Genomic DNA, 16017 nt, shown 5'->3' on the forward strand with positions numbered 1-16017 from the left:
AAAGTTATATATTTTCTAAGGTCATCACTTTTCAAATAATAATTATATGTAATATATTAGAATGATCAACAAAATTGTTTATTTTTTTCTTGCTTTTAATCTTTACTTCTGATTTGTTAATTTATTAATAGATATCGCTTTCAAAACGCATGTTATAGCGCGTTATTTTATTTTGCAATCAATTTTATTTTTCCATTATTTAATAGTAATATATCAGATCAGTGCTAATATATTAGATGTTATTAAAACTAATATATCAATTGAGTAAAAACATTTGGCCAGCTAATCCACTTTATGAGCGTTTAAATATTTTTCTCATAAAACACTAATAATTGGACTTATTGCACAAAAATTAAAAATATTTTCATCTAAAAACACTTGTATATCAATATTTTAAAGCTAGACCTGATTTTTGCCTTTTGTCATATTTTTATTATTCTATGACATAGATAAACAAAAAATGGTAGATCAAATTGATCTACCATTCTTTACTCTAACTCTATATCAAAAGCGATTAAAATCTCGCTATTATGTTAAATGGGTAATGAAGTTCTTAAATCTCTACTCTTAAATGTTTTTTTTGCTCTGTCATTTGCGCCAGTCTCTTCAATAACCAATTTATAATTTTCTACCAATGCATCAACTCAATCAATCCCTTTATATAGACTTAGTTATTTATTTCTTTAAACATATTATTTATACCACATATTTGTCCGACTTTAAAGTTATTTATAAAAATGTTTATTGAACATATTTGCTGATATGTCACTGTTATCAGTGATAGATTTTTATAATCGCATAGTTATTTATTACAAGAGTGGATTTTTAAAAGTAATTTTGCTTTGTTATTTTATTTAAAAACAGACGATATTTCTATCAATATCATAAAATAAAGAAATAATAATGGCATTGCTATTTTTTAGTTCGTTTACCGTATTTAAATTATCTTTTATTACTTTAAATATTAAAAAAGATCGAATCATCTAGATTCGATCTTAAAAATGGTATTTATTTTACTAAGGCTTTAACTTAATGACATTCGCCTATTATCCTACTTATTTTATAATTGATGATATCAGTCCTGTTTTGTTTTTCACCAGTTTTTCGCAAAGTCTTAGCACCAGAATAGATCTCTATCTATTCTGATGATTCATTCTCTTAGCAAAGAAATCACCAACAACTTGCACAATGAAAATCAAGATAACTACTAAAATCGTTGCTACCCAAGTTACATCATTGTTAAAGCGGTTGTAACCATAAGAAATCGCGGTGTTACCCAAACCGCCAGCACCAATCGCACCAGCCATTGCTGTCAAGCCGATTAATGAAATAACCGTTACTGTTGAAACTCTGATAAGTTCCGAACGTGATTCACGCAAGTAAACATCAAAGATAATATCCCAAGAAGTTGCACCCAAACTTTGGGCAGCTTCTACCTTACCTGAATCAACACTTTCTAAAGCAACTTGCACCTGCCGAGCATAAAAAGGAAAAACACCCAATGTCAAAGGTACCAATGCTGCTTTCATCCCAATCTGCGTACCAACAATTTTCTGCGTAACAGGTGCGATGAAGGCAAGCAAGATAACAAACGGAATTGCTCTAAAGATAGAAACAAACTTATCGCAGAAGTTATACCAAAACTTGTTTGGACGAATACCATCTTCTTTAGTTACCACTAAAAGCACGCCAAAGATAATTCCTAAAATACCACCGAAGATTGCTGACCAAAAGGTCATGAACAAAGTTTGAAAAATACTCGTTCCCCAGCCGGCGTCGCCGCCCCAACCAAGTTGAAAGACATTTGGCAATACTTTTTCTAACCAATTAATCATACAAATTCCCCTTTTCATCCAATCTTGTCAATGTTACGTTTTGCTTCTCCAAGAATTCCCGCGCCTGCTTCTGTTTTTCAGGATCGCCCTTAACAGATACAACCAAGGTTCCGATTGGTTCATCATTTAAAAGTTCAACATTACCATATAACATTGAAGCCTCAGCACCAGTTTGACGGTAAAGCTCAATGATGATTGATTTAGTCACGTTCGCAATTGAGTAAACAAGCTGGTAAACCGCCTCATTTTCACCCAATTTTCCTAAGTTAAGAGATTCCAAAGTTGAAATGGTTTCAAGTGAGCCACCAACAAATTTCTTAGTTAATTCCTTCTTAGGGTGAAGGAAAATTTGTCGCAAGTTACCATTTTCAATCACTTGACCATTTTCCATTACCGCTACCTTAGTTGCAATTTGCTTAACGGCTTCCATTTCGTGAGTAATAAGGATGACTGTCAAACCAAGTTCCTTATTCAACTTCTTTAAAAGTGCCAAAATTTGCTGAGTATTTTGTGGATCCAATGCGGAAGTTGCTTCATCAGAAATCAAAATATCTGGTTTATTCGCTAAGGCTCTCGCAATAGCAACTCTTTGCTGCTGGCCACCAGAAAGTTCAACTGGATAAAAGTTGGCCTTATCTTTCAAATCAACCAAATCTAGCAATTCCAAAGATCTTTTTTCAAGTTCTTCATCAGAAAGCTTAGAATGCTTCAAAGCAAAAGCAACATTTTCTAAAACCGTGGTTTCATTTAATAAGTTGAAATGTTGGAAAATCATGCCGATCTTGCGTCTTTCAAGCTGCAATTTTTTATTAGAAATAACTTGCTTGCCATCTTTCACAAAATCTACGCCGTTAACTTTAATATCACCCGCAGTTGGTTTTTGCAAAAGATTGACAGTTCTAACCAAAGTTGACTTGCCTGCACCAGAAAAGCCAACAACACCGTAGATATCTCCTTTTTCGACATGCAAGGTTACATCATTCACGGCCTTCACGGATTGGCCCTTTTTTTGCGGAAAATCTACATCGATATGATCTAAACTAATAATGCTCATGCGCTTCTCCTCCTATTTCAACTTAACATCCCAAGCAGCAAGTTGACTATTGCCATAGTATTTCTTGGTTAACTTCTTAGTTTCTGCAGTTTGATATGCTTTCACAACATCTTGGTAAATTTGCTTATTTTGATTACCCTTCTTAGCACAAATAATGTTAATCCATTCTGCAGAATCCTTGTTGATTGGCTCAATATAAATGGTTTGCTTATCAGTCAAACCAGCTGGACCGGCATATGAATTGTTAACAACAGAGGCATCAACTGAGTTGAGAACACGGCCGGTTTGTTCAGCACCAACTTCTTTAATCTTAAAGTTCTGTGGGTTGCTTGTAATATCGGCAACTGTTACCAAGGATTTGCCTTTACGAAGTTTAATTAAACCAGCATTTTTCAAAACAAACAATGCTCTTGATTCATTAGTTGCGTCATTTGGAATCGCAATTGTGGCGCCTTCTGGCAATTCGCTCAATTTATGATACTTTCTTGAATAAAGACGAATTGGAGCGATATAAGTTTTACCAATTGGAACAACGCCGCCACCATTTGATTTATTCCAAGCATTTAAGAATGCATAATGTTGGAATGAATTCAAATCGATATCCCCTGACTTCAAAGCCTTGTTAGGTTGGTTGTAATCAGAAAAGTTTTTAAGTTCGATAGTTACGCCATATTTTTCTTTAGCAGTCTTTTCAATACTCTTCCAAATAGCTTGATCTTGCTTGCTAAGACCAACCACACCGACAACTACGGTCTTATCATTTGATTTACTGCCGATTCCTGGGCCGAAACTAAACCAACCAGCAATCAAAATTACAATAACAATGATTGACCAGATAATTGTATTCTTGCGTCTTCTTTTTCTCATTTTTATCTCCTCCAGAATTTTAATTTTTTGTATTAAAAAAGCACCCATCCTTTAAAAAGGACGAGTGCTTCGCGTTACCACCTTTAATTCGTTTGCCACTCACATGGCAAACCTCAATAGCTATCTAACAATAGCTTGCAATGTTAACGGATGCAAACCCGTTATCAGCTAAATATCACTGATAATCACCGTTCCAAGCCCATATTCGCTAACTCCCACTTGCTGACTTTCACCACAATGCCAGCTCTCTTTAGAAGTGAGAAATTTAGTTACTCAGCTTTTCAAGATGTTTCTTTATCGATTTGTTGTAACTAATTTATCATTTAATTTTAAGACTGTCAACAAAGTTCTTAAATATATTTTTAATTATTGTTTTCTACCTCGTGCATAAGCATCCTTCAAATCCGCAAAAGTCATGTTCTTGCCCTTTTGATCAAAAACAACTAGAACTTCCGCAATTCCATCAGAAATATGAGAAAGCCATCTAAAGACGGTTACTGCCGCAAAGAACAAGACAACTAAAACGAAGATCGATCTTGGTCGAAGTGCTGAAAGCGAGAATAGATTATGAAGGAAAATAATTGAAGTAATCACGCCCACTAATGACAAAAGCATGACACCCGTTCTAAATTTATTGAGTGGAGCCGAAATATGGTACATAACCATGACACCGACTAAGATTAAAAGCATGGTTGCGGTAGTACCAACCTGATCATGATCAAGGTCGATAAAAGAACCAGCAATAACCAAAATTCCCACAGCTAGCCAATCGGTAATTCCACCTGGAAAAGCCTTAGCCAAAACATTTGGAATAAATTTACCGCGAATTCGGTTGTGGTTGCTTTCTAAGGCCAACAAGAATGATGGCAAACCGATTGTAAACGCAGAAATCAAAGTAATTTGCGAAGGTTGCAATGGATAATTGACTGTCATAATTAAAGCGAAAATTGCCATTAAAAATGAAAAGATATTTTTAACTAAGAACAAACTAGCTGAGCGCTGAATATTGTTAACTACTCGGCGACCTTCATTTACAACGGCCGGCATTTTAGCAAAGTTAGAATCAAGCAAAACAACTTGAGAAGCTTGAACAGCCGCGCTATTGCCGGAAGCATGGCAATCGAACAATCGGCTTTTTTCATAGCTAAAATATCGTTAACTCCATCTCCAGTCATTGCAACTGTATTGCCCTGATTTTGAAGTGCGATTACAAATTTGCGTTTTTGATCAGGCTTTACACGGCCGAAGACATTATAATTTTTCACTGCTTCATCATAATCAGTAATTGTCTGTGCATCAATGTATTTATCAGCTCCGGAAATTCCTGCTTGTTGGGCCACGCGCGCTACAGTTACTGGATTATCACCAGAAATGACTTTGATATTTACTCCCTGCTCAGCAAAATATTCAAAGGTGTCTTTTGCTTCTTTTCTAATTGGATTAGTAAGCAAAATATATCCTAATACTTCAACATCTTGCATAAGCTGAGAGTTATCTTCTGTTAAAACTCCAGGATAGTTGGCAACAATTACTACTCGATAGCCTTTCTCCGCATAAGATTCAAACTCGTCTTTATATTCATCAAATTGATTACGAAGAACCATTTCGGGCGCGCCAATAATTGTTGTATGATCACCAAAGACAACGCCAGAATATTTATTCACGGAAGTAAACGGCACAAGACCTGTTGATTCCTTACCGGTTGAATCTTGGAAAAATTCATGAATAGCCTTCATCGTTGCGTTATCAGCCGGCATATAGTGAACAAAGTCGGCGATAACATTATTTAAGTCGGCTTTTTCATAAGATTTAGACTTAACTGCTTTTTCCACGCCCATCTTCGGCTCGGTAATTGTTCCTGTTTTATCAACACAGAGCACGTTTACTCGCGCCAACGTTTCCACGCTTTTCATATCATGAAGCATAACTTCTTTTTTAGCTAAGCGTGTTGCGGAAAGAGCTAAGGCAATAGTTGTTAAAAGATATAGGCCTTCCGGAATCATCCCTATCAAGGCCGCTTCCATGGAAACCACGCTGCGCTGCAAGCCGGCATGATTGAAAAAGTAACTCTGCGTAAACAAAGCAATCCCTAAAGGAATGATAATAATTCCAACCCACTTAACCAAGCGGTTAATTGAACGCACCATTTCTGATTGCTCAGTACTGCCCATCGCTTTAGCTTCAATCGTTAGCTTGGAAATATAGGAATCCTTACCTACTTTTTCTAATTTTGCGTAAGCTTTCCCTGAAACTACGAAGGAACCAGACATCAATTCAGCATCTTTTTCCTTAGTAATTTCATCGGATTCACCTGTTAAAAGAGCTTCATTAACACGAATTTCGCCAGAAACGATTTTTCCATCTGCTGGAATCTGATCGCCGGTTTTAAGCAAAACAATGTCATCAACTACCAGCTCTTCAATCGCAACTTGTACTTCTTGACCATTGCGAATCGCGGTGACATGCGTGGCATTCATCACATTTAATTTGCTCAAAATTTTCTTAGCCTTAATTTCTTGCACGATCCCAATCACCGTGTTCAAAACAATGACCGGTAAGAAGGTTAAATCATTCCACGCCCCGACCAAAACCAAAAGAATCGCCAGCACAAGGAAAATCAAGTTAAAGTATGTAAAAATGTTTTCACGGACAATCTGAGCGTTGGTTTTAAATTGATCGTCAACTGCTTTGTTCACCTGACCATTTTTAACCCTTTGATCAACCTCCGATTGCGTCAAACCTGTAATTTTTTCTTCTGCCATTTCTAGTCCTTTTATCAATAAAAAAATTCTTATTTATCTATTATAGACTACATGGAAAAAGCCCCGCAAACCTGCAGGACTTTTTTTATCATTTTTTATTATTTTTCTTAACATATGTGAGAAAAGTATACGAATATTTATTTTTCTCATCAGGCTCATGAGCTTCTTTTTTTCTTAATTCAAATTGCGCATAATCAATTTCTGGCATGTAGGTATCAACTTCGAATTCATGGTTAATCTCAGTTTTTTCAAGTTGATCAACTTTATCAAGCAAAGCTTTAAAAATCGAAACGCCACCAATTGCAGAAATTTCTTCGTCTTGATGCTCTTTAAGATAATCATTCATTATTTCAATAGAAGAAAAAATTTCTACTTGGTCATTATCTTGATACTTTTCTGCCAGCTTTTTATCTCTAGTTAAAACCAAATGTTTTCTTTTTGGCAAAAGGTGTGGAAAGCTATCGAATGTTTTTCTTCCCATTAAAATTGGATGACCAATAGTTTCATCTTTAAAATGCTTCATATCAGCTGGCATATGCAAGGTAAATGACCTTGATACCCAATACCATGATTAGCATCTTCGGCCCAAACAAATTTAATCATATTTTCTATCCTTTACACGGCAACCGGAGCTTTAATCGTACCATGATGCTTGTAATCAAGCACTTTGATATCGCTCATTTCAAAGTCTTCAATCTTTTTCTTATCAGGATTGAGCCACAATTGTGGTGAATCATAAGGCTCGCGGCTAAGAAGTTCTTCAACTTGATCAAAGTGATTGCGATAAATATGCGCATCTCCTAAAGTATGAACAAATTCACCCACTTCAAGCCCAGTTTCGCGTGCAATCATATGAAGCAAAAGCGAATAGCTGGCAATATTAAAAGGCACGCCTAAGAACATATCGCCTGAGCGTTGGTAAAGCTGAGCACTTAATTTGTTGTCGACAACATAAAATTGGAACATTACATGGCATGGTGGCAAAGCGCTAGTTGGCACATCTTCCGGATTCCATGCTGTCACAATCATTCTTCTTGAATCAGGCGTCTTTTTGATTTGATCAATTACATCTTGAATTTGATCGATAAAACCACCCTCACGCTTTTGCCAATGACGCCATTGCGCACCATAAACATCGCCTAAGTTGCCATATTTCTTAGCAAAGTCTTCATCGTCAAGGATTCTTTGATCAAATTTTTCCATTTCTTCACGATAAAGCTTATTAAATTCTGGATCGCTTTGACTACGCAAACCAAAATCTGTCATATCTGGACCCTGATATTCATCGCTTTCAATCCAATTCTTAAAGGCCCATTCATCCCAAATATGATTTTTATGTTCAAGCAAAAAACGAATGTTGGTATCGCCACGCAAGAACCAGAGAAGTTCACTCTTAATTAAACCAAAAGGCACTCTTTTAGTTGTAAGGAGCGGAAAGCCTTTGCTCAAATCAAAGCGCATTTGCGCACCAAACAAACTACGAGTGCCTGTTCCGGTACGGTCACCTTTATCGTGACCATTAGTCATAATTTCGTTTAATAAATCTAAATATGGTTGTTCTAAGATAGCCATTTTGTTCAGTCCTTTTTCATCATAGAATTACTAATCTGAAATTAGACTACCACATATATGGTTATCGGTGAATACAAAATCAAGATTTTGTGGTTTCACCTTTATGGCGAATTAAGTAAGTAATAGTTGCTGCAATTAAAACAAGTGCTCCAACAATAACTGAAATTCGCGTATCAGGGTTAATTACCATGAAAATTACAATTACCAAAAGCATTGCAAAGGCAAAGTAATTTGAGAATGGATAAAGCGGCAACTTGAAGGGATGATTTTCTAATTCATCTTTATTGTGTCTTCTAAATCTAAGTTCGGCCAGCAAAATTACGAACCAAGGGATCATTCCTGGCAATACTGATGAACTAAATACCACAACAAACAAATCTGAAGCAGAGTGATTGAAGTTCGAAGCAATTACATTCAATACAAAGCCGATAAAAATACCAGTTGAAATCCCCATAATCGCACGATCAGGAACAATTCTCTTAGAAATATGGCCAAATAATTTAGGTGCATCCCCATCATGAGAAAGCTTGAACAACATTCGGCTGGATGAATAAATTCCTGAATTTGCTCCCGACAAGGCAGCTGTCAAAACTACGAAGTTGATGATTGAGGCAGCGGCCGTAATCCCTACTTTGGCAAAGGTTGTTACAAAAGGCGAACCAATACTGCCGAGTTTGTTCCAAGGATAAATAGTAACAATTACGAAGATCGCACCAACATAGAAAATCAAAATTCGCAGTAAAACGCTCTTCACGCTTTTAACAATTGCATCTTGTGGATTGGCAACTTCTCCCGCAGAAATACCTAATAACTCAATTCCTTCATATGAACCAACAATAATGGACATTGAGAAAAAGAAGCCTTTTAGTCCACCAGTAAAGAAACCGCCGTGAGTCCACAAGTTAGAAAATCCGGTTGGATGACCACCGTTGCCGAAGCCAAAGAAAATTACCATAAAGCCTAAGATGATCATCAAGATAATGGTAATAACTTTGATCATCGCAAACCAAAATTCTAGCGAAGCATAAGCTTTTGCGCTGGCTAGGTTGGCTAAAAGCAAAAAGGCAATAATGATTATTCCCGACCAAAAGACGCTGATATGCGGCCACCAATATTTTAAATATTCTGTCGCCGCAACAACTTCGGACATACCTACAACGATATATTCGAAAACATTCGCCCATTCGGCCAAGTAACCAGCTAAGGGATGAACATATTCCGTCGCATAATCCGCGAACGATCCTGTTCCGGGATTGACGTAGAGCATCTCCCCTAATGCTCTCATGACAATGTATAAAATTAGCCCTACAAAAATATAAGCGAGCAATACTGAAGGTCCGGTCCATTTAATAGTTGAGCCAGAACCCATGAAAAGCCCTACTCCGATAGCACCACCTAAAGAAATCATTTCCATCTGTCCCGCAGACATCGATCTCTTCAGTTGCGGCGCGTTATGTTTTTTATGACTCATTCTTTCACCACACAACTCAATAAAATTAAGATATCAAAAGGGGTTGGAACAATTGCTCCAACCTCTCATTTCGTTTTAATTTTATGACATTCTCTTTTATAAGGCAAACACTAATTTTTGCAGTTTTCTGTAAATAGAGAAAAAATTTAGTTTAAACTACTTTCACGTAGAACTAGCTTAGTTTTAAGAGTGACTTTGTAGGCATCCTTAAAATCACCATCAATATTATTTTTTAAAACGTTCATCCCCATTCGTCCCATTTCATGAGTATCAACATGAACACTGCTAAGGGACGGATTAGCAAATTCTGCCGCAGTTGTATCATTGAAGGAAATAATACTTACACTTTCGGGAACAGCGATTTTAGCCTCCCGTAAAGCCTTTAAAGCACCAATCGCCATGGCATCATTAGCAACCACAAGTGCTTGGGGCATTTTATTTTCTTTTTGCAAATATTCTTTAACAGCTTGATAACCAGTTTCCGGAGTGAATTTTCCCACAATAACATTATCCAAATTGAAAAGACCGAGTTCAGTCATATAGCTTTTATAATCATGAAAACGAAAATCAGTTAAATTTTCTTTATCATAATCATCATCCAAATCACCTACCAGCATGCCAATTCGATTTTGTCCTTGTTTCAAAAAATGATTGATTACTTCTTTTACTGAAGTATGAAAATCAGAAACAACACAAGATCGATCTTCTGACAAGGTATCCGCATCAAGAAATACTGTTGGCTTATTAAAAGCATTAATATCTTTCAATCTTTTTGCAGAATATTGACGATGACCAATTACAGCGATTCCGACACACTTTTCTATCTCACTTAAAGAATCTGTATTATAAAAGACTTTTGTTTGATATCCCAAAGCGGACGCTTGATCATCAATCCCGTTACGAATGGAATAATAATACAGATCTTTAATCTCTTGATTTCGATCACACCAAAGAATAACAGCAATACTTTTAGCCTTATGCTTGTAACGTTTTTTAGTTTTTGTATAGTGAAGTTCTTCCGCAATATGGAAGATTTTTTGCTTAGTTGAGTCGTTTACCGATAAACTTTGATCATAATTTAAAACTCGCGAAACTGTTGCTGGCGAAACATTTGCTTTACTTGCAATATCTTTGATGGTGGCCATGATCATCCCTCTTTGCTTTTATAGTAAAATATCTTTATTTACTAAAAATATTCTACCATTATTTAACAAAAACCGGGACAATGCTAAAAGCTAACTCTTGCCTTTTGCTTGCATCAATACAGTATTGAGAATGAACTGGCGCACCCCATGAGTCATCGCCACCGACACCCATTTGACTAGCCAAAACTCTAACCCAAGTAAAACTTGATTTTGGCAATTCTTTTATATGGCTAGCATTTTCAATTTCAGGAGTTGAATATGGCAAAGTTGAAACATTAAGTTCCTTTTGATCAGCTACAATTTTAATTCCATCCCTATTTTTATCTAAAATTGCGTAATTACGAACATGGCTACGATTGCCGCATTCTTGTGGTCTTAGATATGGGGTGAAATTATCAGCAATTTTTCCGGAATACTCATCCAAATAGCTTCCCGCCAAACGATCAGCATAATTTTCTTCTGGACCTAAGCCGTAATAGCAATAATGATCATATTGTTTAGGCAGTGCAAAATTCAAACCAAAAGTCGGCAACATTTCTGCTTTTTCTGTACCTGGGTAAATCGCATGAACATTTATCTTTCCCGTTTTATCTACTTTATAGATGACGCTAATCTCATCTTTTAAAATTACTGGTATCTTAAATTTTGCAATAATCACAATTTGTCGATCTTCTTTTTGATAAGAAAAATCCGTTAACTCGGCATATTTTCCTGCATTTTCCCACTTTGCAAGTATAAAACCATATCCTGCACCGCGATCATTGTCAGTAAGCGGACGCCAAAAAGTTAATTCAGGAAATTTTTCCATGAATTCTTGACCATTATATTTTAAGGAAATCAATTTTCCTCTTTCTTTTGAAAAGAGCAAGCTAAAGTTTTCTCCCTTAAGACCCAAATTGTAATTTGAATCAACTATTTCCGGCAAACCCTGACCATGAAATTCTGTATGTTCATGAACTTCAACCGATTGCGTTTTACCCAATTCTAACCCGGTTTTAGCCCAGTTTTTATCTTTTGCCAAATACTCGCTTACTTCATAAACTAATTCTTCATTTTGATTAATTTCACAAGTCGGAAAATCAATCGCAAAAGTTTTCACGCTATTTGCTTCAACGTCAAAAGTCAATTTGTCGCTTTGCCAAACACGTCTACCGTTAATCAATACCTTAGCAACAAAGTATTCGTCATCAAGATTTACAAATAAATTATCATTTTTAATAGTTAATTGATTGCCATCAAGATGCATTTTGACATTATTGTAAAGTGTTTTAACAGCTGCCATTTTAGGAGAAACTTTGCGATTGGCAAACACTAAACCATCACCACAAAATTCATAGTCGCTTGGACGATCATCGAAATCACCGCCGTAAGCCAAATGGCCATTTTTCATAATTCCTTGGTCAATAAAGTCCCAGATAAATCCGCCTTGATACTGTGGGTACTTTTCTAAATCTGTATAAAGTTTAAGCCCGCCAACTGAATTTCCCATCGCATGCATATATTCACACGAAATGTATGGCTTATTAGGTTCGGATTCTAGATATTCCTTAATTTCATTAGGTTTAGCATACATGCGGCTTTCGACGTCGCTAATATCATTAAATTTTCTATTGTGAGTTACGCCTTCATAATGAACCAATCTGCTGGAATCATTTTCTTTGAAAAATTCTGCCATTTTGGCGATCACTGTTCCAGCATAAGATTCATTTCCGCATGACCAGAACAAAATTGATGCATGATTGAAGTCACGCTTTAACATGTTCTTAGCACGTGCAAGACAAGCACCTTCCCATTCTTTGTTATTACCGGGAACATTATAGGATGCATCTTCGTGACCAACCATTTGCCAAGTACCATGAGTTTCCAAATTAGTTTCATCAATTACATAAAGGCCATATTGATCACAAAGTTCATAAAATAAAGTCTGATTAGGATAATGTGACGTTCTGACAGCGTTAATATGATTACGCTTCATCGTCTTTAGATCCCAAATAATATCTTCTTTAGTGATCGCACGACCACGTTCACAATCGAACTCATGACGATTGGTTCCTTTAAAAATTATGCGCTTGCCATTCAAGTACATTACGCCATCTTTTAATTCAAAATTACGAAAACCAACCTGAATTTTAGTAATTTCTACTAACTTTTTATTTTGATAAAGACCAACTTGTAAGAAATATAAATTTGGCTGTTCTGCACTCCATGGCTTAATCTTTAGATCTTGCCAGTCCGCATTTACTATATTTTCTAAATTACTTTTTTTCTTATATATAACTTTACTTTTATCATCAAATAAAGTTAATGCAATTTTACTTTCAACATCAATTTTTCCTGAAATTTTGGCATTAATCTTCAAATCACCCAAATTAAATTTATTTAATGAGGGCTTCAATTCAACATCTTCAATATGAAGCTTAGCCTGTGCTTTTAATTCTACACTTCTAAAAATTCCAGTAAGACGCCAAAAATCTTGATCTTCAAGCCATGACGCTGAAGAAAATTTAAAGACAGCAACGCAAAGACGGTTATCTTTTTCTTTCAAAAATTCAGTAATATCAAATTCACTTGGTGTAAATGAGTCTTCACTGTAACCTACAAAATGACCATTAAGCCAAACATAGATAGCTGTAGACACACCATTAAAAGTTAAAGTTACTTTTTTATCTTTTAAGCCTTTGTCCAAATCAAATTTTCTTACATATGAAGCTACCGGATTGTATTCTTGCGGAATCATTGGTGGCTTAATATCTTCTGAACCATCCCACGGATACTGAATATTTACATATTGGGGATTAACAAAGCCCTGCATTTCAAGATTGCCAGGAACATCCGCATAATCGAAATCACTGTCATCAAAGTCATTTTTATAAAAATCTTGTGGCCAAAGGTTAATATTCTTAACATAATTAACTTTCCAACGACCATCTAGATTTTGTACTAAACTGGATTCTTTTTTCATCAATTCTGATTCACTAGCATAAACTTTGTGATCAGAATGAGGAGCAACAGTATTTACTTCATAAACTTTTGGATCACTTAACCAAGCAAGATTTGCTTGTGTAGTTTCTTTATTTATCATCTTTTTTACTTCTACTTTCTACTAAGCATATAGCTTCCATTGCATTGACTTTATGTCCATATTCCTGAATAAGTTTAAAATCATCGAACATTTCTGAGTTAATTACCGTTATAATAGCTGAATCATCTAAATTATGCTTTTTAATAACGGGATCCCAAAATTCCATGATTTCCTGTCCTTCTACGACATGATCATCAACATCAACTAAGGTTGTAAACCCTGTCCCATTTAGTGTAACCGTATCAAGACCAATGTGAATCAAAACGACCATGCCAACTTCATTTTCTAACATAATAAAGTGTCTGGTTGGGGCAATTTGTTTGATTTTTCCAGAAAATGGCGCATAAACCTTCCCAGAAACCGGTATAATGACAAAGCCTTTTCCCATTAACCCGTATGAAAACGTGCTATCGGGCAAATCTTTAAGCGGCAAAAGCGTTCCTGCTATAGGAGTATTTAATTTGATTTTTTTCTTTTTTATAATTGGATTCCTCGCATGTTTTTTACTAAATCTTTTTTCAAGTTCATTAACAATTTGTGCATGTTTTTCTTCTGTTAACAAAACTTTTTTAGCAAAAATTATTACAGAAATTAGCAGCATACTTGCCGGAAAACCAAACATGCATAATTTAAAAATCATTTGTCCATGATTAGTAATGCTAGATGCAGTTGCACCTGTCGTCATCCCTGCCATAACGGCAACTAAAGAAACAAACCAATTCGACAAGGCACCACCAAGCTTATCAACTAGTGGTCTTACAGATAAAGTTAAGGCTTCATCACGGTGACCTGTTTTAAGCTGTCCATATTCCACAGCATCAGAAATAATCATCAAAACTACTAAAAATGCTAAAGGCTGCGGAATAAAAAATAATTCAGCTCCTGTCAAAACAATGGCCAGAGAACCATTTGCCAAGAAGAATACTAAAATTCCTATAAGCATTACACTGATACAAATATAGAATAAACGTTTACGATTAAACTTTTTAGCTAGTGATGGGAACAAACCAACAGAAATCAAACCGACAATAGTATTGATCCCATACAAAATCGTATAACCATGAGCATTACCTAAAATATAAGAGAAATAATACAGCTGCAAGGCATTTAATGTATTAACGCCTAAGCCATAGAACCAATAAGCTAGTGCAAGCCACATTAATTGATCATTCTTAGCCAAAACCTTGAAAACTTGACTAAGGGTGGTCTTTTCTTTATTTTCACGCAATTTTGATTTTACTTCATGCGTTCCTATTCCGACTGAAATTGCGGAAGCAATACCAATTACGGCCACAATAAAAGCAAACCAAAACCAGCCTTGTTTATCACCATTTGGATTAGTTTTGTTTTGTGAGAAAAACAATACAATTGGCATAATAACCACACCAACAATGTTGGCCCCAATCGTTGATCCAATTCTGGCGAAAGTAGCCGTTTTTTCACGTTCATGTGAATCAAGTGAAAGAGCAGGAATCATTGACCAAAATCCTGTGTCTTTAAATGAATAAAAAATATCCATTACTAAGTAAATTATTCCGAAAAAGACAAAATACATAAATGGATTGCTTTTATTAAGCCCACCTAAATCAGTAAAAAGTGCTAATAAAGCAAGCGAACTAATCACGCCGCCAGCTACAACCCATGGCTTAAATTTTCCCCATGGTGTAACAGTTCGATCAATGGCATTACCAATTAAAGGATCAATAAAAACTTCACTGATTCTAATAATCGCAATTAAATTTGTGATCATAAAAATCATTTGACTCGCACCTGATTTAAAAAGGTGCGTTGTTACAAACACGATAAAGTACGTCGACAGAGTCGCGTAGAAAACATCATTGCCGAATGCCCCAAAAGAATAAGACAAACGTGAAATAACCTTCTTTTTCATAATTATCCTCCGCTTATATTTCTGTTAGCGATTACATAATATTCTCTTTTACTAAATATGTCTACAGTTTAGTAAATATTTTATAAAAGATAATTATTATATTTTCTAATCAATCATTGATTTATAAACATTTATAAGTGAATTATATTTTTAGTAAAAAGTTTAGATTAAGTAAAAATATAATTTGTTTTACCAATTTTAAAAAGATTGCTATAATAAGCTTGTTAATAATTTGGAGAGTTGGCAGAGTGGTAATGCACCGGACTCGAAATCCGGCGAACCAGGTTTTCCCTGGCGCGCAGGTTCAAATCCTGTACTCTCCTCAAGCTAAAAAATGA

The 16017-nt window shown here is 35.5% G+C and carries 8 protein-coding genes, 1 tRNA gene, 2 pseudogenes and 1 other annotated feature; of the genes and pseudogenes, 1 reads left to right on the plus strand and 10 read right to left on the minus strand.

The features are described 5' to 3' along the window. Window positions 1–1133: 1133 nt before the first annotated feature. The 10 genes and pseudogenes from JCM6256_RS07830 to JCM6256_RS07875 form a co-directional block, all read right to left on the minus strand. A complete protein-coding gene (locus JCM6256_RS07830; protein WP_025081174.1) occupies window positions 1134–1835 on the minus strand; it encodes a methionine ABC transporter permease in 702 nt (233 codons plus the stop codon). After that, a complete protein-coding gene (locus JCM6256_RS07835; protein WP_025081175.1) occupies window positions 1828–2889 on the minus strand; it encodes a methionine ABC transporter ATP-binding protein in 1062 nt (353 codons plus the stop codon). The genes JCM6256_RS07830 and JCM6256_RS07835 overlap by 8 nt, the downstream gene beginning before the upstream one ends. 12 nt (window positions 2890–2901) lie before the next feature. Next, window positions 2902–3756, minus strand: a complete 855-nt coding sequence (locus JCM6256_RS07840; protein ID WP_025081176.1) for a MetQ/NlpA family ABC transporter substrate-binding protein — start codon at window positions 3754–3756, stop codon at window positions 2902–2904. Between the two features lie 53 nt (window positions 3757–3809). Then, window positions 3810–4050 (minus strand) — a binding site (T-box leader). Window positions 4051–4122: 72 nt separating this feature from the next. Beyond that, a pseudogene (locus tag JCM6256_RS10125) lies at window positions 4123–6518 on the minus strand (HAD-IC family P-type ATPase). Window positions 6519–6606: 88 nt separating this feature from the next. Further along, a pseudogene (locus tag JCM6256_RS10130) lies at window positions 6607–7121 on the minus strand (dihydrofolate reductase). A 12-nt stretch (window positions 7122–7133) separates the two neighbouring features. Next, window positions 7134–8090: a thymidylate synthase gene (locus tag JCM6256_RS07855; RefSeq protein WP_025081177.1), complete on the minus strand. Its 957-nt coding sequence runs from the start codon at window positions 8088–8090 to the stop codon at window positions 7134–7136. Window positions 8091–8169: 79 nt separating this feature from the next. Continuing rightward, the gene (locus JCM6256_RS07860) at window positions 8170–9561 is read right to left on the minus strand and encodes an amino acid permease (protein ID WP_025081178.1); all 1392 of its coding nucleotides are present in this window, start codon (window positions 9559–9561) and stop codon (window positions 8170–8172) included. A 146-nt stretch (window positions 9562–9707) separates the two neighbouring features. Beyond that, window positions 9708–10706: a LacI family DNA-binding transcriptional regulator gene (locus JCM6256_RS07865; RefSeq protein ID WP_025081179.1), complete on the minus strand. Its 999-nt coding sequence runs from the start codon at window positions 10704–10706 to the stop codon at window positions 9708–9710. 58 nt (window positions 10707–10764) lie between these two features. Then, window positions 10765–13788 (minus strand): beta-galactosidase, LacZ type, encoded by a 3024-nt coding sequence (lacZ, locus tag JCM6256_RS07870; RefSeq protein ID WP_025081180.1) that lies wholly within the window; start codon window positions 13786–13788, stop codon window positions 10765–10767. Beyond that, window positions 13778–15679, minus strand: coding sequence for a glycoside-pentoside-hexuronide (GPH):cation symporter (locus tag JCM6256_RS07875; protein ID WP_025081181.1), 1902 nt, complete (start codon window positions 15677–15679; stop codon window positions 13778–13780). Before JCM6256_RS07875 ends, lacZ begins: the two co-directional genes overlap by 11 nt. A 234-nt stretch (window positions 15680–15913) precedes the next feature. Between JCM6256_RS07875 and JCM6256_RS07880 the strand changes: the two genes are divergently transcribed. Then, window positions 15914–16002, plus strand: a tRNA-Ser gene (locus JCM6256_RS07880). The last annotated feature ends 15 nt before the right edge of the window (window positions 16003–16017 follow it).

It is taken from the genome of Lactobacillus hamsteri DSM 5661 = JCM 6256, from assembly GCF_000615445.1.
GTDB lineage: Bacteria > Bacillota > Bacilli > Lactobacillales > Lactobacillaceae > Lactobacillus > Lactobacillus hamsteri.